Annotated in this window: 11 protein-coding genes; all 11 read left to right on the top strand. The window is 35.9% G+C overall.

Annotation, left to right across the window (positions count from 1 at the left end):
* Positions 1-14: 14 nt before the first annotated feature.
* The 11 genes from AQF98_RS04765 to AQF98_RS04715 all read left to right on the top strand — a co-directional run bounded on the left by AQF98_RS04765 (position 15) and on the right by AQF98_RS04715 (position 20,539).
* On the top strand, positions 15-1,259 hold the full coding sequence (locus AQF98_RS04765) for an efflux RND transporter periplasmic adaptor subunit (RefSeq protein ID WP_055130786.1): 1,245 nt from the start codon (positions 15-17) through the stop codon (positions 1,257-1,259).
* A gap of 20 nt (positions 1,260-1,279) precedes the next feature.
* Positions 1,280-1,672 carry a hypothetical protein gene (locus AQF98_RS04760; protein WP_055130785.1) on the top strand — a complete coding sequence of 131 codons (393 nt, stop codon included), beginning with the start codon at positions 1,280-1,282 and terminating at the stop codon, positions 1,670-1,672.
* Between the two features lie 83 nt (positions 1,673-1,755).
* Positions 1,756-2,454, top strand: coding sequence for an ABC transporter ATP-binding protein (locus AQF98_RS04755; RefSeq protein WP_055130784.1), 699 nt, complete (start codon positions 1,756-1,758; stop codon positions 2,452-2,454).
* A gap of 139 nt (positions 2,455-2,593) precedes the next feature.
* Entirely contained in the window at positions 2,594-4,945 is a 2,352-nt protein-coding gene (locus AQF98_RS04750; protein ID WP_055130783.1) for an ABC transporter permease, read from the top strand.
* A gap of 78 nt (positions 4,946-5,023) precedes the next feature.
* Complete coding sequence (locus AQF98_RS04745) at positions 5,024-7,396, top strand: ABC transporter permease (protein ID WP_082434905.1); 2,373 nt, start codon at positions 5,024-5,026, stop codon at positions 7,394-7,396.
* Between the two features lie 78 nt (positions 7,397-7,474).
* Entirely contained in the window at positions 7,475-9,844 is a 2,370-nt protein-coding gene (locus AQF98_RS04740; protein ID WP_055130781.1) for an ABC transporter permease, read from the top strand.
* Between the two features lie 78 nt (positions 9,845-9,922).
* Entirely contained in the window at positions 9,923-12,286 is a 2,364-nt protein-coding gene (locus AQF98_RS04735) for an ABC transporter permease (RefSeq protein WP_055130780.1), read from the top strand.
* Between the two features lie 78 nt (positions 12,287-12,364).
* Positions 12,365-14,755: an ABC transporter permease gene (locus tag AQF98_RS04730; protein ID WP_055130779.1), complete on the top strand. Its 2,391-nt coding sequence runs from the start codon at positions 12,365-12,367 to the stop codon at positions 14,753-14,755.
* A 78-nt stretch (positions 14,756-14,833) separates the two neighbouring features.
* Entirely contained in the window at positions 14,834-17,230 is a 2,397-nt protein-coding gene (locus AQF98_RS04725; RefSeq protein WP_055130778.1) for an ABC transporter permease, read from the top strand.
* Positions 17,231-17,386: 156 nt separating this feature from the next.
* Positions 17,387-19,780 (top strand): ABC transporter permease, encoded by a 2,394-nt coding sequence (locus tag AQF98_RS04720; RefSeq protein ID WP_055130777.1) that lies wholly within the window; start codon positions 17,387-17,389, stop codon positions 19,778-19,780.
* 75 nt (positions 19,781-19,855) lie between these two features.
* On the top strand, positions 19,856-20,539 hold the full coding sequence (locus tag AQF98_RS04715; protein WP_055130776.1) for an ABC transporter ATP-binding protein: 684 nt from the start codon (positions 19,856-19,858) through the stop codon (positions 20,537-20,539).
* Positions 20,540-20,566 lie beyond the last annotated feature (27 nt).

The raw sequence follows: 20,566 nt of genomic DNA, 5'->3' as shown, positions 1-20,566 counted from the left end.
CAGAATATACCCACATGGACAAAGTAATACAGAAAAAAAGATTTAATAAAAAAACGATATTAATTATTGTTGGTGCCGTTGTTTTTCTAGCACTCGTAGCTTATGGATACAATTTATCGTTAAATAAAGTGTTTAAAGCAGATGCAGATAAAATTACCATTAGTAAAGTACAATACGGAGATTTTGAGGATGTAGTTTTACTTAATGCAAGTGTAGTTCCTTTAACCTCTGTAATTGTAAGTTCATCAGAAGGTGGTACAGTTGCACAGATTTTTACAGAAAATGGAGCATCTGTAGTGGCAGGAACCCCACTCTTAAGAATTGCTAACCCTAATGCTTTATCGAGCTATACAGCAAGCGAAACAAGTATTACCGAGCAGATTAATCAATTGCGTAAATTGAGATTAGATTTAGAGCAAAACCAAAGGGTAATGAGCCAAGATATGATGGACATTGAAAATAGCCTAAGAACCTCAACCCGTAAATATAAAATAGACAGTACATTATTTGCCAAAAAGGTAATTACCCAGCAAGAGTTTAATGCCTCTAGTCAAGACTATGAGTATTATCAAGGTAGAAAAGCATTGTTGAAACAAGCGGTTAAGCAAGAAAACCAAAGCCGTACCATGCAATTGCAGCAAATAGAAACTTCTATTGCCAGAATGAACGAGAGCTTAGAAACTATCCGTCAAAACATTGAGAACATGACCATTAAGGCACCAGTTTCAGGTCGTTTGTCATCTTACGATCCGGTTATTGGAAAATCATACAGCGCCAATGAGATGTTGGGTAAAATTGATGTAATGCAAGGTTATAAGTTACAAGCAGGGGTTGATGAATATTATATCAACCGTGTAAAAGAAGGACAGACTGCACAATGTGAGTTTAACGGAAAAACTTACTCATTAACGGTAAGAAAAGTAATTCCAGAGGTTACTGCGGGTCAGTTTCAAGTAGAGTTGGTTTTTGAAGGAAAGTCTCCTGATGAATTGAGAAGAGGTTTATCTATGCAGGTAAAATTAACTTTGTCTGATAACAGTAAATCACTTTTATTAACGCAGGGACAGTTTTTCCAAAGTACTGGCGGATTATGGGTATTTGTAGTAAACAATGGCAAAGCAACCAAAAGAAATGTAAAAATTGGTCGTAAAAACTATTTATACTATGAAGTATTAGAAGGCTTACAAAAAGATGAACAGGTAATTACCTCATCATACGATCAGTTTAACCAATATGATATTATTGAAATCAATAAATAACATTTAAAATATTAAACCCAATGAAGAAATTTATGATGATAATGGCCTTTTTATTTACAGCAAGTATTGCATTTGCTCAAAAAAAGGAATCAAACTATTCTAAATGGTCAGAAGTTAGAAATGGGAGTAAATATAGAATGGAAGTGACTGAAGAACAGCTTCAAAGTAAAATTGGCGAAAAGCCCAACGCAGTATTTAGTATTGGTGGAGAAGTAGCGCTTTTAGATAAAGTTGTTCTGGTTCAGAAAGACAAGGTAATGATGACTCTGGCGCTAAGTAAAGCGGTGCAAGAAATTAATGTTGAACCAGGTGTTTATACATTGAAGTTCTACCATAAAAAAATTGGTGAAAAAGAATTTGAAGTGAACCTTAAAAAGGGTGATCATAAAAATATCAAACTCACCTTAAAATAAAAATTTAGATTGGTTAAGCCTCGTGCCTTTGCGTTTGGTCGGGGCACCAATCTTTAAAAATATAAACCGATAAAAATACAGCAATGATTAAAATTGAAAATCTGGAAAAAGTTTACAAAACTGAAGAAATTGAAACTACAGCTTTAAATGGCATTAACCTGCACGTTGCGGCAGGAGAATTTGTATCCATTATGGGACCATCTGGTTGTGGAAAATCAACTTTGCTAAATGTAATGGGACTTTTAGATAAACCTGAAAGTGGAAGTTATAAATTCATCGAAACAGAATTATTAACCCTGAATGATAAAGAACGTTCAAATTTCAGAAAAAGAAATATGGGCTTCGTTTTCCAAAATTTTAATTTGATTGATGAATTAACCGTTTTCGAAAACATTGAACTGCCTTTGATCTACAATAAAGTTCCAGCTGGTGAACGTAAAAAATTAGTAAACGAAATTATCGGTCGTATGAACATTGTGAACCGCAGTGGTCACTTTCCTCAACAGCTTTCTGGTGGTCAGCAGCAACGTGTTGCAGTAGCACGTGCTTTGGTTACCAAACCAAAATTGGTTTTGGCCGATGAGCCAACTGGAAACTTGGATAGTACCCATGGTAACGAAGTAATGGAATTGCTTTGCGAACTAAATGAAACTGGTACCACCATTGTAATGGTAACACACTCTAGCCACGATGCAAGTTTTTCTAACCGGATCATCAATCTTAAAGATGGTCATGTAATTTCGGAAAAGGTGAACAAAGGAAGAACCGAAGAACTAATTTAATCACACCAAATGAAGGAGTAAAATATAAAAATGGAGAATAAATGGGCGGTGGGGTTAGGCCACCAACCATTATCCCATTGACAATGAAACTTCAAACCATAACATATAAACACACACACACAAATAAATCTCATACAGCATGTTTAAGTTAAACTTAAAAATCGCTTTGCGCAACTTATGGAAAAACAAAGGATATACCGCACTGAATATCTTTGGTCTTTCTGTTGGTTTAACAGGTTTCATTATGATCTTGTTATTTGCGAACCACGAAGGAAGCTACGACACTTGGAACCCAAAAGCAAAAAATGTGTATCGCGTTTCTGTAAAATGGGGTCCGGGCGAAGCTGAATATTCATCAAGTCCGGCAGAGCTAGCGCCAGCACTAAAAGAAGCCTTACCTGAAATATTAGATTATGGCCGTTTTTATGTTTGGGATATGAGCCAGAGATTGGTGAGTAAAGATAAAAACGAAGCCTATGTAGACCACATTATGGGGGTAGACAGCACATGGTTTAACTTGTTCCCCTATAAATTTGTTTATGGTGAGCCTCAAAAGGCCCTTTTAACTCCAGATCAAATTGTATTGAGCAGTAAAACCAGTAAACAGTTTTTCGGCGATATCAATCCCGTTGGACAAACCTTGCTGATCAATACCAACAAAAGATATACTGTAAGTGGTGTTTACGAAGAACCCAATACACCTGAGCACATGGATTTTGATGGTTTCGTGAAAAAATCTTCTGCCGGTGATGGTTGGGGCAATGGAAATTTCTTTACCTATTTTTTGGTTAAAGACGGAATAGACAGAAAAGCCTTTGAAGAAAAAATCAACAAAACCTTTTTAAAACTACCTATTGTTAAAAAGGATTCTGATCTAAAAAAAGCACAGATTTTTATTACCTCAGTTCCAGATATTTATTTGCATTCTAAAACAGATCAAGATCCGGCAAAAAGAGGTAATCCAGCCATCATTACTATTTTATTGTTGTTCTCTGGTTTGTTATTGGTTATTGCCTGTATCAATTTTACCAATCTGTCTATTGCACAATCTGTTAAACGTGCCAAAGAAACAGGTGTGCGTAAAGTGCTTGGTGCCAAAAGAAGCAACCTCATTACCTACTTTTTAACAGATACGGCAATGCAATGCATTATGGCCTTGTTGCTGTCGTTTGCTTTGGTAGAGATAGGGATGCCAGTGTTAAATAACCTAATGGGAACAGAACTTTCGCTGTTCGGTTTTGCTAATCCGAAGTTGCTGATTTTCCAATTGTCAATCGTAATGTTATTGGTAATTACGCTTTCTGGTGGTTATGCTGCATTTTTCCTTTCGAGCTACGAGCCGGTAAAAGTATTAAAGGGTAACCTATCCAGAAGTATCGGTAGTTTATGGATGAGAAAGACATTAATGTTGGTTCAATTTGCTGTAGCCACCATATTTATGGTTTCTTTAATCATTATTAAACAACAGGTCAATTACATTAAGAATAAAGATTTAGGCTTTAATAAAGAACACGTACTGGTATTTAAAATCAGGAAAGGTGAGACCCGAAACAATTTCGATCAGATTAAACAAAGATTGGCCAAAGTAGAGGGAGTTACGGCTGTAAGTAGAGTAAACTATTATCCTGGTGTAAAATCGATGCAGGTAGTAGGTAGAGAATACAATGGCAAAAGTGTACAAAACTTAAGTATGATCACCGTTGATTTTGATTACTTTAAGGTAATGGGCATGTCGGCACAATTGGGTAGGGCATTCTCTAAGCAATTTGCAACGGATAGTGCCGCCATTATGGTAAATGAAACAGCTGTAAAAAAATATGGCTTACAAAAAGAAGTAGGTAATAAATGGATTGAAGGCAGAACGCTTGTAGGTGTGGTAAAAGACCATGTACAAAAAGGAATGGAAACCAATGCAGAACCTACTGCTTATGTAATTGAAGGTAGAAATACCAATAGTGCAAATAATGTAATCATCAAGGTTAATGGTGCTAACATTCAACAAACCTTAAATGAAGTAAAAGAAGTATGGCAGTCGATAGAACCATTTCCTTTCCAATATTCGTGGCTAGATCAAAGTTTTGCGAATGTGTATATCCAATATGTAAGGCTTGATAAGTTGTTTAACATCTTTACTTATGTTACGCTTTCTATTGCCATATTGGGTTTGTTTGCTTTGGCCTCATTTACAGTTCAAGAACGTACCAAAGAAATTGGGGTAAGAAAAGTTTTGGGCGCAGAAACCAGAGATATTTTGCAGATGCTGAACAAAAGCTTCTTGATTTTGGTGGTGATTGCTAACCTCATTGCTATCCCAATTGCTTACATTTTATCTAACAATTGGTTGTCTGGATTTGCCTATCGTACCACAATTACCATATGGCCATTTTTAATTGCCATAGCAATATCTATTATAGTAACCATTATTACGGTGAGTTTACAGGCTTATCAAACGGCCAAAGCAAAACCAGTAGATGCATTAAAATATGAATAATGGCTTAGAGGTTTAAGGTAAAAGGCGTAAGGATTATACGCCAAAACCCTAAACCCTATACCCTAAACCTTATACCTTATGTTTAGATTAAACTTAAAGATCGCTTTGCGCAACTTGTGGAAGAACAAAACTTCTTCATTTATCAATATAATTGGTTTGTCTATCGGGCTTGCCGCCTGTTTAATGTTATTGATGTATGTAACCTACGAATGGAACTTTGATAAACAAGCAAAGAATTCGGCAGATGTGTATACAGGAATGACCAATATTGCCGGCGATAATAAAAAGATTTCGGGAACTTTTGAAGGCTCGACAACAGCCTTTGGCCCTGCCATTAAACAAGATGTACCCGAGGTTAAATATATGGCAAGAATGGATTATGGTAGGAAAAATCTGATTGCCAATGGCACCAATTCATTTAAACGTAGTTCGAGGTTTGCTGAGCCGGCCATACTTCAGATCAACGAATACCAATTTATTCATGGCAATCGTGAAACGGCCTTAAATAATCCCAATTCGGTTATTTTAACAGAGTCTACAGCTCAAATACTCTTTGGGAACACCAATGTGCTCAATCAAACGGTAAAGTTTAAAGATAAGATCGACCTAAATGTTACAGGGGTGATCAAAGATCTACCAGATAATAGTTCCAATAAATTTGACTACTTGATGCCTTGGGCTTTGTACGAAACTATTGATGTGAGCTCTAAAGACCTCAATTGGACAAACTATAGTTTTTTAACTTTGGTACAGCTTAAAGCTAATGCTAACCTTGATGTAGTTAACCAAAAGATAAAAGCGGTACTCAAAAAGAACACACAAGAAGAAGTACAATCGCAACTTTTATTTCCTTTGAGTAAATTGCACCTGTATGGAAAATTTGAAAATGGACAAAGTGTAGGTGGCGCCATAGAGCAGATTTACCTGTTTATGGGTTTGGCTTTTGGCATCCTTTTGATTGCATGTATCAATTTCATGAACATGACTACTGCAAAATCAGAAAAACGTGCTAAGGAAGTAGGCATCAAAAAAACAATTGGTGCAACTCGTACTTCACTAATTACACAGTTCCTGACCGAATCTATGGTGCTTACATTTATTGCTGTAATTGTTGCCATTGCGCTGTTAGAAGTTTGCTTACCCACTTTTAATAACCTCTTAAACATTAAATTGAGTATTGGTTATTTCAGCAGCACAAGCTGGATAGGGATTTTAGCAATTGTGTTTGCAACTGGCCTCATTGCTGGCAGTTACCCTGCATTTTACTTGTCTGCCTTTAATCCAATTCAAACTTTAAAAAGAAGAATTAAATCTAGCAGTTTCTTTACTGTTAGTTTAAGACAAGTATTGGTGGTGGGTCAGTTTTGTTTTGCCATTATCTTAATCATCTCTACCTTAGTTATCTATCGTCAGATCCAGTACATTAAAAACAAACCAGTAGGTTTTGATATCAATGCATTGGTAGAAATACCACAGGATGGAGAATTGAAAACAAAATATGAATTATTTCGTTCGCAATTGTTAAAGTCTGGTGCTGTTACTTCCATGTTCCAATCTTCTGTAGGTTTATCGCACCGTGGACATAATTTTATGGACATCAGATGGGAAGCAATGACCAAACCAGAAAATACACAATTGTTTAATCAGGTGATCACTACCTACGATTTTATCAAAACGAACGGAATTAAATTAACAGCTGGAAGAGATTTTTCTGAAAACTTTGCTTCAGATACTGCTGCAGTAATGGTGAGTTCTTCGGCTATTAAAATGTTTGGTTACACCAATCCGGTAGGAAAAACAGTAACCGTATTTGGCGATAAATTTAATATTATTGGTGTTTTTGATGATTATGTGTGGGATTCGCCCTACAACTCAAATAATCCCATGGTCGTATTTTTTGATAAACAACGTACTGGAACCATTACCATGCGCTTAAACGAAGCCAATAGTCTTCAACAAAATATAGATCTCATTACCAAAGTTACTAAAGAGATCAATCCTGCTTATCCAACGGAAATCAACTTTTTAAATGAGATTTATACCGAGAAATACAATACCGAAAAGACATTGGGAATTTTGTCTAATCTTTTTGGTGGACTGGCCATTTTTGTGTCGTGCCTGGGCCTATTTGGTTTGGTTGCCTATAGTGCCGAGCAAAGAACCAAAGAATTTGGCGTAAGAAAGGTATTAGGTGCTTCTGTAGCCAACCTGATGCAATTATTGTCACTTTCATTTATAAAGATGATTGTAGTAGCCATTATCATTGCTGCCCCATTGAGTTATTTTGCCATGGATAAATGGTTAACAAAATTTGAATTCCATACAGAATTTAGTTGGTGGATTATCCCGATTGCTGCATTTGGAACTTTATTAATGGCACTAGTTACCGTAAGTTTCCAAGCCTATAAATCGGCAAAGGCCAACCCTGTTGATGCTTTAAAATACGAATAATTGCTTTGAGGTTTAAGGTAAAAGGCGTAAGGTTGATACGCCCAAACCTTAAACCTTAGGCCTTAAACCTTATACCCTATGCTTAAATTAAACTTAAAAATAGCCCTAAGAAACCTTTGGAAAAACAAGGGCTTCTCGTTAATTAATATTGGTGGCTTGGCAATTGGATTAGCCAGCTGCATGATACTGCTTATCTATGTTTCTTATGAATGGAGCTATGATAAACAATTTAAAAACCATGATAAAACCTATGTAGTTTATCAAAGTGTGGTTGCCAGTGGTAAAACCTTTAGCTGGCCATGGACACCAAATGTAATGGCAAATGAAGTTCAAGAAAAAATTCCTGGAGTTAAATACGCTTCGCATTCTACTTACCCACGACCAAATTTAATAACCGTTGGAGATAAAAAATTGAGCAGTAAGGTGATTTTTACTGATCCAAATTTCGTTAAAATACTAGATTACAAATTTATTAAAGGTAATCCATCACAGGTTTTAAATGATATCAATACGATTATACTCACCAAGTCTTTTGCTGAGAAACTGTTTGGTAATGAAGATCCGATTAATAAAACCGTAAAATTCGAAAATAAGGAGGTTTTAAAAGTTTCGGCAGTAATTGAAGATGTACCTGCAAACAGTAGCATCATTTTCGAATGTATCATGCCATGGGAATTATTTATCAAAAATGAACCTTGGGCAAAAGATAGCAATTGGGGCAACAACATGTGTTTAACGCTGGTGCAATTGCAGGATAATAAATTTTTTCAGGAAGCAAATGCTGCGATGGAAGGAATTTATAAACGCAACCAAAAAGACAATGTAGCAGTAGCCTTATTGCACCCTTTGGTTAAATGGCATCTCTATGCCGATTTTGAAAATGGCAAGTCTATTGGCGGTAAAATCGATCAACTTAAAATATTTCTGCTCCTTGCTTTCTGTATATTGTTAATCGCCTGTGTAAATTTTATGAATTTATCAACTGCTCGGTCTGAGCGGAGAGCAAAAGAAGTGGGTGTTCGTAAAGCGATCGGTTCAACACGTAAATCACTAATTAGCCAGTTTTTTATAGAATCTTTGCTCATTACATTTATCTCTACTGTTTTAGCCTTTATCCTGGTTGAAGTGAGTTTGCCATATTTTAACAATATTTTAAACATCAAATTAACAATTGATTATACCAATAGTGAATTTTGGATCATCTTGTTCTCCTTAATGATTTTTACTGGATTTGTTGCCGGAAGTTATCCTGCACTTTATCTCTCTTCTTTTGAGCCGGTTAAGGTATTAAAAGGTCTCAAAATTAAAACAGACTCATCAGTTTCTGTAAGAAAAATACTGGTAGTGGGGCAGTTTGTTTTTGCTGCTTGTTTAATTGTATGTACTGCAGTAATTTATCAGCAATTGAACTATGTGAAAAATAAGCCTATTGGTTACGATCAATCAAATTTGATACAAATCAAAATAGATGGCAAAATGCGTGAGTCTTCAAAATTCGAATTGCTCAAAACTCAATTGTTAAAATCTGGTGCAGCAACTAACGTAACTATATTCAGCTCGGATGTTACCGAAGGAGGAAATAATACCACAAACATAGAGTGGGAGGGAAAAAATCCTAAGGAATTGATTTCGTTTAATCACAGGGCAATAGGTTATGATTTTATAGAAACTATTGGAACCAAATTAATTAGTGGAAGAGAATTTTCACGTGAATTTAAAAGTGATACCAATAACGTAATGTTAAATGAGGCCGCTGTGAAAATGATGGGTTTAAAGCAACCAATTGGTGCAACAATTACCTTTTGGGGCAATAAGCTAACTAATGTAGGTGTAGTTAAAGATTTTGTGGTAGAAAGTGCCTATCAAAAAGTAGCACCAATGATTTTTTACTTAGATACCCATGAGAATGCTACAGTGATACTCGCACGTTTAAACCCAAATCAGAATATAAGCTCTTCTTTAGCTACTATTGATGAGTTGGTTACACAAATTGAGCCTAATTATCCTGTCAATCGCAAGTTTGTAAACGAATCATTTGAAGTTAAGTTCCAAGATGAAAAATTGCTAGGTACACTTTCCAATTGGTTTGGTGGTTTTGCCATTTTTATCTCTTGTTTAGGCCTACTTGGTTTAGCCTTATTTATGGCAGAGCAACGTAAAAAAGAAATCAGTATTCGTAAAGTTTTGGGAGCCAGCACAGGAAATATACTGACACTGTTAAATAAAGATTTTATAAAGTTAGTAGCTATAGCAAATGTGATTGCAATTCCTATTGCTTACGTTGTGATTAATAAATGGTTATCTGCTTTTGAGTATCGGGTTTCTATATCATTTTTACCTTTTGCATTAGCGATCATTATTTCAATTTTAATAGCCGTTTTAACAGTAAGTATACAATCTATAAAAGTAGCCAAAGCCAATCCGGTTGATGCCTTGAAATACGAATAATGACTTAAAGGTTTAAGGTAAAAGGCGTAAGGTTGATACGCCCAAACCCCAAACCTTACGCCTTAAACCTTATACCCTATGTTTAGATTAAACCTAAAAATTGCCCTACGAAACCTTTGGAAAAATAAAGGGATAACCGCTATCAATGTTGGTGGATTGTCTATTGCTTTGGCTGCCTTTATTTTAGTAATGATGTATTTTACTTATGAGACGACCTTTGATCAAAAGAATCCTAATCATGACAATATCTATATCATTGGCAGGACTTTTCCTGAATTTAAAACCAATTTCACACCAGCGCCATTTGGAAAAGTAATTAAAGAGCGCTTTCCAGAAGTGGCTGCAGTTGGTAAAATGAAAAAGGGGGGCTTTGAGTTTGCTGTTTCTAAAGATGAGCGCACTGTTTTTAGCAAACAACAATTGTTTGTAGAATATGAAGCAGCTAAAATGTTTAACCTGATCCCAAAAAATGGCTTGCAAAAACCAGAGGGAACCGAAGTACTCTATTACTTGAGTGAGCCTTTTATGCAAGTGCTTTTTCCTGATAAAAAAGATGATAAACCAGAAATGGTACTTGTTGGGGGTAAATCTGCCGGCCAAATGGGTAAAGTTAGTGGTAGCATTGCACCAGATCCACATTCTAACATCACTTTTGATGCGGTTTCTATTGTAAATGAAATAGGTGAGGGCGATGATTATGGGCAAAATAATTATTTTACCTATATACAGGTTAAACCAGGAAGTGATATCCAAAATCTTGAGCAAAAAATAAATCAGTTATACAAAACCGAGCTCATTAAGGCAGGAATGGAGAAGGAGAAAGTTGCCACCATAACGGCATTTATAGATCCTTTAAAAAACCAACATTTAAGACCGAAGGCTGGTAATGATGCCAATTATAAAGTATTGATTGCTTTGTCTGTATTGGGCTTTTTGATTTTGGTAATTGCTTGTATCAACTTTACCAATTTAAGCATTGCACAAGCAGCTAAAAGGGCTAAGGAAGTAGGGATTAAAAAAGTAATGGGTGCTTATCGTTTTCAGCTCACCATTCAGTTCATCGCAGAAATTTTAATGCAATGTTTGGTAGCTACAGTTTTAGGACTGATTATAGCAGAACTTGTGCTCCCTAAATTCAATTCTTTGTTTTTGGTAGAATTATCTATTTGGAATAGGGACAATAGTTTACTTTGGCAATTGCCATTAATCTTGGTATTTATTACCTTAATTGCAGGTTTTTATCCAGCAATGGTATTGAGTGGTTTTAAGCCAGCTGCTGTTTTAAAAGGTAATTTCCAGACCAGTAGACAAAGTTATTGGCTAAGAAATAGTTTGCTCATTGTACAATTTGGTGTTGCCGTTACTTTTATTTCAGGGCTATTGATCATCAACTCACAATTAAAATACATGCGTACACAAGATCTTGGCTTTAAGGCCGAGCAGGTGGTATATGTAAAAAATATTGCTTGGTATACAAAACCAGAAGTTTTTGCACCTATTAGAGAGCGAATAATGAAAATTCCTGGTGTAAAATCGGTAACTGTTGCCAATGCCATCCCAGATGGTAGCGGAATGGGCTATAATCGCTATGCGGTTAATGGGCAAGAGCATAGCATCAATATGGCAGATGTAGATTTTGATTATTTTGAAACATTAGGTATCAGCATCAAAGAAGGAAGATTTTTCTCTACCACTTTTAAAAGTGATGTCGAAAACTCGGCTATTTTAAACGAAGCCGCGGTTGCCAAATATGGCTTGGTAGATCCTATTGGAAAAACGATTAAAGGTTGTAATATGGCTTATACCATTGTAGGTGTAGTGAAAGATTTTAAGGCCGAAGGATTTGAAAAAGCAATAGAGCCAACAATTTATATGGTTAACGATCCTTGTGGCAATGCGAAGACCGAAATTATGCTTAAAATAGACGAAACCCAAATGGGAGCGGCACTGGCTACATTAAAGTCGCAATGGTCTGATATCAATAAATTAGATGGAGATCATTTTCGCTACCAATTTTTAGACGAAATGTATGGCAAGCTTTTTCAAAAACAAGAACAGCTACAATCTGTATTTTTTGCAGCAGCCATGCTCACGATCTTCATTGCGGTATTAGGCTTGTTTGCTTTTGCTAAATACATTACCAATGGTAGAATTAAAGAGATTGCAGTACGTAAAATATTGGGTGCAAGCGATCTACAGTTATTTAAATTGATCAACACCTCATTTTTTGTAATGGTGATGATCGCTAACCTCATTTCTTGGCCTTTAGCCTATGTGTTAACAAAAAAATGGCTGGAAACCTTTGCTTATAGGATAGATATGCCTGTGCTGCCTTTTGTATTGAGTGCCCTAATTACCATTTGTTTAACCATTATTACGGTAACCATACAAGCTAAGAAAGCTGTAAAAGCCAACCCTGTTGATGCTTTAAAATACGAATAATTGCTTTGAGGTTTAAGGTAAAAGGCGTAAGGTTGATACGCCCAAACCCCAAACCTTATGCCTTAAACCTTATACCTTATGTTCAGATTAAACCTAAAAATAGCTTTACGTAATCTTTGGAAGTATAAAGGTTATACATCGATTAATGTTCTGGGGCTTTCTATTGGCATGGCCAGCTGTATTCTGATTTTTATATTTATCCGTTACCAATTGAGTTATGATACTGGTTTTAAACATAAGGATAGGATTTACCGTGTAGTTACCAATTGGAAATATAATTCTTTTGATGATTGTTCTGCTGGTGTGCCTTATCCTTTTACACAAGCGGCTCGAAATGAATTAACAGGTATAGAAAAAATTGCTGCCATCACCAAAAGATGGGGCATTGTCCATGTTAAAGATCAAAGTGGCAAAGAGTTGATTAAAAAGCAATCTGAAGTTTATTATACGGAGTCTTCCTTTTTTCAAATATTTGATGTGAAGTGGCAATTGGGCGAACCTTTAACCGCCTTGAAAGAACCCAATACTGTAGCTTTATCAGAATCTAGGGCCATTACCTATTTTGGAAGTGCAAAAAATGCAATTGGGAAAAACATAACACTAGATACCAGAACACATTTAAAGGTTACAGGTGTATTTAGTGATCTACCAACCAATACCAGTTTTCCTTTAAATATAGTCATTAGCCATCAAACACTTAAAGAAGGGAATACCGATTGCTGGGATTGTGTAAATTCAAGTTCCAGTAGTTACCTCTTGCTGAAAGAGGGGTTTGACGAAGCCAGTATGCAACCTGCCTTAGACCAGTTCAATAAAAAATATTACCACAAGCCTAAAATTTCAGGCAATCAGAATAACCAACTTCAAGCTTTAAAGGATATCCATTTTGATGAGCGTTACGATAATTTTGCCGACACAAGCATCGGTAGATATCAAATTTATGGTTTGGGCATTATTGGCTTGTTTTTAATTGTAACAGCCTGTATCAACTTTATCAACCTCAATACTGCACAAGCTGTTAACCGTTCTAAAGAGGTAGGTGTGCGTAAAGTAATGGGAGGCATGCGTAAACAATTGATAGTTCAGTTTTTAACCGAAACCTTTGTAATTACTTTTATCGCTTTGCTCATTGCCTGCGTATTCAGTGAATTGATGCTTCCAGTAATGCACCACCTATTCAAAAACCAGGTATCACTAAGTCTGTTTGGTCATCCGTTAATTTTTGTCTTCATGATGCTATTGGTCATTTTTGTGAGTTTTTTAGCCGGATTTTATCCAGCATTAATTATGTCGGGTTTTAATCCTGCTCTGGCCATTAAAAATAAAATGGTGCTGAACAACAATGGATTAAGTTTGCGAAAGATTTTGGTGGTGGCCCAATTCTCAATCACCATCATATTGATCATTAGTACATTGGTAGTAGTGTATCAAATGAAATATGTGCAACAAAAAACATTGGGTTTTAAAACCAATGAAGTGGTGATGATCGGAATTCCAGGCGATAGTGTTGGAAGGAGCAAGCAGCAGATTTTTAAAGATAAAGTAATGCAAATACCAGGGGTGAAGATGTTGAGCTATTGCATGGCACCACCGCTCTCTAATGATATTAATTCGACAAATTTTACTTTTAACAATGTCAAAAATAAAGACTTTGAGCTTCGGACTGTTGCGGCAGACGAAAACTATTTTGATCTTTTTGATATCAAGCTTATTGCCGGAAAAGTCTATGCAAAAAGCGATACTGTTAATGGTTATGTAGTTAATGAAACTTTTATTAGAAAGTTGAACATTAACAATGCGCAAGATGCTCTTGGGAAAATGATAGACGCTACAGGAAGAAACCTACCCATAGTTGGTGTAGCGAAAGATTTTAACGATAAATCACTAAAAGAAAGTATCTCTGGATTGGTTATCTACCCACGTAAAGGTCAGTATTGGAATGCAGCCGTTAAGGTTGACGGAAAACAACTACCCTTGGTAATGAAACAGCTAGAGACGATATGGAATGAAAATTTTCCAAATGGAATTTATGAAGCCAATTTTTTAAATGATAAGATTAATAATTATTACGAAAGTGAACGTATTACAGGGGTATTGTTCAAATTATTTGCAGGTGTAATTATCTTCATCTCATTTATTGGATTGTTTGGTCTCATTTCGTTTGTGGCCACACAACGCACTAAAGAAATGGCGATCAGAAAAGTATTGGGAGCCACTACTTTTGAACTGGTGAAGATGTTAAACAGTTCATTTTTGTTAATGGTTTTCGTAGCCAATTTAATTGCATGGCCATTAGCCTACCTTTTTGCTTCAAACTGGCTTTCGAGCTTTGCCTACCGTATGGAATTGAGCATTTGGCCGTTTTTATTGGCCATGTTTATCACCATGCTGATTACTCTGATCACGGTTAGCATCCGTTCTTATAAAGCAGCTGTGGCCAATACTATAGATGCATTGAAATACGAATAATGGCTTAGAGGTTTAAGGTAAAAGGCGTAAGGTTGATACGCCCAAGCCCTAAACCTTATACCTTAAACCTTTTACCTTATGTTTAAATTAAACCTAAAAATCGCCCTACGCAACCTCTGGAAAAATAAAAGCTATACTTTGATCAATGTAATGGGATTGTCTATTGGTATGGCAAGCTGTATCCTGATCTATGTTTTTATCAATTATCAATTAAGTTTCGACCAATCATTTGTCAATAAGAACCGTATTTATAGGGTGATTACTAAAATGGATATAGATGGGGTTGTAGACTATTCTGGTGGCGTTCCTATTCCTTTGGCACCAGCTATTCGAGAAGAATTGCCGCAGATTGAAAAGGTGGCTGCTATCCAAAAGAGCGGAGGTATTGTCAAAGTAGATGATGTGAATGGCAAAGAAAGGATCAAAACAAATGAAGATGTATATTTTGCCCAACCAGATTTTTTTGAAATTTTTAAAGTAAAGTGGTTATCAGGTAATCCTATGCAGTCTTTACAACAGCCCAATACGGTTACATTGACTAAGGAAACTGCGAATAGATATTTTGGCAATTGGCAAAATGCGTTGGGCAAGACCATTCGTTTTGAAAATACACTCGATTTGAAAGTTAGTGGTATTATAGACGAGCTCCCAATCAACAGTAGTTTTCCATTAAAAATCATTATAAGTTATGCTACCTTTCCGAGAAGTACCAATACCAGTTGGAGATCATTAAGAACAAATTCAAACTGTTATGTGCTATTGAAAGAAGGAGTTGATGAGCAAGAATTTGATAAAGCCCTAACACAATTTTCTAAAAAGCATTATAGCGATCCGAAGATTACGGGAAAAAGAGGGAATTTATTACAGCCTTTGTCCGAAATTCATAAAGATGAGCGAACAATGAACTTCGCTAACCAAACTACGCCAATGAAATCGATTATCGGTTTAGGTATAATTGGTATATTTTTATTGCTTACCGCCTGTATTAATTTTATCAATATGGCAACCGCCCAAGCTATTGCCAGATCAAAAGAAGTAGGTGTACGAAAAGTAATGGGAAGTTCAAGAAAAAAACTGATGATACAGTTTATGAGTGAAACCACACTGATCACATTTATTTCCATATTATTGGCCTGTGTAATAGCAGAACTAAGTATGCCAATTGTGTCAAATTTGATGGATACCTTGGTTGTTTTTAGCTTTTTCTCTAATGCAGGTATTTTTGTGTTTATTGCAATTTTATTGCTTTTAGTTAGTTTTTTGGCAGGTTTTTACCCAGCGCTAATCATGTCAAGATTTAGTCCGGCATTGGCTGTTAAAAATAAAGGCATTATTTCGGCAGGTGTTGGTAGTTTGGTACTTCGAAAAACCTTAATGATGGTGCAGTTTGCAATTACCACCTTGTTAATTGTGGGTACCTCAATTGTAATCTGGCAAATGAAATATGTTCGTGAAAAGCCTTTGGGTTTTAACCGAGAATCGATAGCCATGGTAAATCTTCCGTATGATAGTTTAAGTCAGACCAGATATCAACTAGCCAAAGCACGTATATTGGCCATTCCAGGTGTAAAACAAGTAAGTTTATGCAATACAGCACCTTCTTCGGCATTAAACCACGATACCAATTTCTCTTACAATAGTCCGGTAGCAGCAGATTTTACCATTAATACAAAATTTGTAGATCAAGATTATTTTAAAACATTCGGCCTGCAATTGATAGCAGGTAGAAACATTTCAAAAAGCGATACACTTAAAGAATATGTGGTAAACGAAACCTTGTTAAAGCGGTTGAATATCACAAACCCAAATGAAGTATTGGCCAAACCCTTAATTGTTGATGGCAAGAAAGCCTTGATTGTAGGAGTGGTTAAAGATTTTAACAATGTTTCACTTAAAGAAACCATTTCGCCAATTGTGATTTCTTCTGCAAATTCAGAGTATGAAACATTGGCAATTAAGCTCGAGTCTACTAATGTAGTACAAACCATGCAATCAATTGAAAAAGAATGGAAGTCTATATTTACAGATGGGGTGTACGGGGCCAGCTTTTTAGATGATCAGATTAATAGCTATTATCAGGCAGAACGAGTTACAGGTGTTTTGTTTAAACTTTTTGCAGCACTTATTATCTTTATTTCATTTATTGGGCTGTTTGGCCTAGTTTCTTATGTTGCTAGCCAAAGAACAAAAGAAATTGCTGTTAGAAAAGTATTGGGGGCCTCTACTATTGAACTGATCAGAATGTTAAATAGCTCTTTTTTAAGAATGGTATTGATTTCTAATCTGGTAGCTTGGCCTATTGCCTACCTGCTGGCTGTAAAATGGTTATCCAATTTTGTTTATCGAATAGAGCTGAGTGTTTGGCCATTTGTATTGGCAATGTGCGTTTCACTTCTAATTACCATCATTACCGTAAGTTTAAGATCTTATAAGGTAACTAAGGCTAATGTAATTGATGCTTTAAAATATGAATAACCAGCCGTAGTTCGCTTACGTACAGGTATTGTACGAAAACGAACATATTGAATTTTATTTAGTTTTTAATCAGCTGATTATTAGGTGTTTGTATTTTATTTTTGACTTGGTATAAAATTGGCATAGGAAACAGCATATTGTTGACCATACCAGATTATGTTTAAATTAAACCTAAAAATCGCACTGAGAAACCTTTGGAAATATAAAGGTTATACTGCCATTAATATCTTTGGCTTAGCCGTTGGTTTATCCAGCTGTATCCTTATTTTCATATTTATAAACTATCAGTTGAGTTATGATAAAGACTATCAGAATGCTGATCGAATTTATCGTGTGGTTTCTTCTTGGAAATATGCTGATGGAAATGAATTTTATTCGCAAGGCGTACCAAGACCATTGGCACCTGCCATGCGAAATGATTTTTCGCAATTAGAAAAGGTAGCTTCCATACAACAAGCGGGCGGAATTATAAAAGTTCGTGCCCAAGCAGGCAAGGCCGAAATCAAAACAGTTGAAGATGTACATTATACTGAACCTTCATTTTTTGAAATTTTCAATTACCAATGGTTGGCAGGTCAACCCAATCAGTCGTTAAGTGCACCTAACACAGTGGTGCTCTCTGAAAAAACAGCCAATACTTATTTTGGCGATTGGAGAAAGGCGATGGGAAATAGCATCAATTTCGATAACAAAACAGATTATAAGGTAACAGGGATTATTAAGGATAACCCACAGAATAGCAGTTTCCCGCTCAATATTGTGTTTAGCTATGCAAGTTATACAAGTAGGAACAGCAAAAGCTGGGGTTCGGTTTCTTCAGGTACCGAATGTTATGTCCTCTTAAAAAAGGGTGTGACTATTGATCAGCTCAATCGCCCTTTGGCACAATTTATTGCAAAATATTATGTTGATAAAGGACCTGGAAAAGAAGGCCACACTTTTCAACCTTTAAGTAATATCCATCACAATACCGATTATGGAAATTTGGTAGGTAGTGTAACCCCTTATAAGCAGTTAATAGGTCTTGGTATCATTGGATTGTTTTTGTTGCTTACAGCTTGTATTAACTTTGTGAATTTGGCTACTGCCCAAGCCATTAGCAGATCTAAAGAGGTGGGTGTAAGGAAAGTAATGGGTAGCAGACGCAACCAATTGATTTGGCAGTTTTTAAGCGAAACCACTTTAATTACTTTAATAGCATTGCTATTGGCTTGTGTATTTACAGAGCTAGCGCTTCCGGGTATGGAAAGCTTATTTGGAGCCAATATTAAATTTACCCTTTTTGGCCATCCTATTATTTTTGTGTTTTTACTGGTGATGCTTGTATTAGTTAGTTTTCTAGCTGGTTTATATCCTGCTTTAATCATGTCGGGCTTTAGTCCGGCGCTGGCCATTAAAAATAAGGTGAGCAGCACAAAGTCTGGAGGTGTTGGTTTACGTAAAACCTTGGTGGTTGTACAATTTGCCATTACTGCTATTTTAATTGTAAGTACCTTGGTAGTGATTAAACAAATGAGCTACATTCGTGATAAATCTCTAGGTTTTGATACCAAAGCTATCGCCTTAATCAGTGTGCCAACAGATAGTTTGAGCAAATTAAAATACAATGGTTTTAGAGAAGAAATCTTAAAAAAATCTGGAGTAAATAGGGTAAGTTTCTGTAATGAGGCTCCTTCATCACGCAACAATAACGAAACCAATTTCTCTTATAACAGCTCAAAAGATGCCGACTTTCAGGTCAATTTAAAAATGGCTGATGAGGACTATTTTAAAACATTTGGTCTACAGTTCGTAGCGGGTAAGCAATTGTCGAAAAGTGATACTACAAAAGAATTTGTGGTAAACGAAACCTTACTGAGAAAACTGAACGTAATTAATCCGAGCGAGGCTTTAGGGAAAATAATTAATGTAAATGGTCATAAAGCTCCAGTTGTTGGGGTAGTTAAAGATTTTAATAACTCCTCGCTGCACGATGCGATTTCGCCAATTGTTATTTTTTCTACAAAAAATAATTACCGTACAATGGCCATCAAACTAGAATCTAAAGAGATGGTGAGCACCGTTAAATCTATTGAACAAACATTTAACAGTACTTTCCCAGATTATGTATACAGCCTGAGGTTTATAGACGATCAAATTAGCAATTACTATCAAACAGAACGGGTAATGGGGATTTTATTTAAAGTTTTTGCCGGGGTAGTGATCTTTATCTCTTTTATAGGTCTATTTGGTTTGATTTCTTTTGTGGCTACACAACGCACCAAAGAGATTGCCATTCGTAAAGTTTTGGGTGCTTCAAATCTCGAATTGATCAAAATGTTAAACAGTACATTTTTATGGATGGTATTGATTGCCAATATGGTGGCTTGGCCAGTTGCCTACATTTTTATCTCCAAATGGTTAGCCAGTTTTCAGTACCGAATTGATTTAAGTATCTGGCCATTTATTATTGCAATGGTTATTTCTATGGTCATTACCTTAGTTACGGTAACTTTAAGATCTTACAATGCCGCCAGAGCGAACACCATTGATGCTTTGAAATATGAATAAAACGAGTTACAAGTTATGAGTTTCCAGTTAAAGGTCTAAGCTCATAACTTGCAACCCTTAACCTATAACTTAATTATGATTGAATTAAAAAATATAGAAAAATACTACGCCAATAAAGGGGTAAAGAGCTACATCCTTCGTCATGTAACAACAACAATTAAACAGGGCGAATTTGTTTCCATTATGGGGCCATCTGGTGCAGGAAAATCAACACTGTTAAATATATTAGGTATGCTCGAAGAGCCAACCTATGGCGAATATAATTTTATGGGCGAAGATGTAACTGCCATGAACGAGCGTAAAAGAATAGAGCTATATCGGAACCATATTGGTTTTGTATTTCAGGCCTATCATTTAATTGATGAAATGACAGTTGCAGAAAATATTGAAGCACCATTATTGTATAAAAAAATACCAGGCTCTGAGCGTAAAAGCCGTATTGCCGATATTTTAGATCGCTTTAATATGGTTGCCAAAAAAGACCTCTTCCCCAACCAGCTTTCTGGTGGGCAACAGCAATTGGTGGGTATTGCCAGAGCTTTGGTAGCGCAACCTTCCATTATTTTGGCAGATGAGCCTACTGGTAATTTACAGTCGGTACAGGCAGAGCAAATTATGGATCTGTTTAAAAAACTAAATGAGGAAGAAAATATTACCATTCTTCAGGTTACCCACTCTGAGAGGAACGCCCAATATGGCAACCGTATTTTAACCATAGAAGATGGAGTAATTAAAGAAGATGTTAAGGTAAGTAGTTAATGGTTTACCCTTAATAGATTTTGATGT

The organism is Pedobacter sp. Hv1, from assembly GCF_001412215.1.
Classification (GTDB): domain Bacteria; phylum Bacteroidota; class Bacteroidia; order Sphingobacteriales; family Sphingobacteriaceae; genus Pedobacter.
The sequence above is the reverse complement of the archived record's forward strand: the minus strand, read 5'-3'. Positions and strand labels throughout refer to the sequence as shown.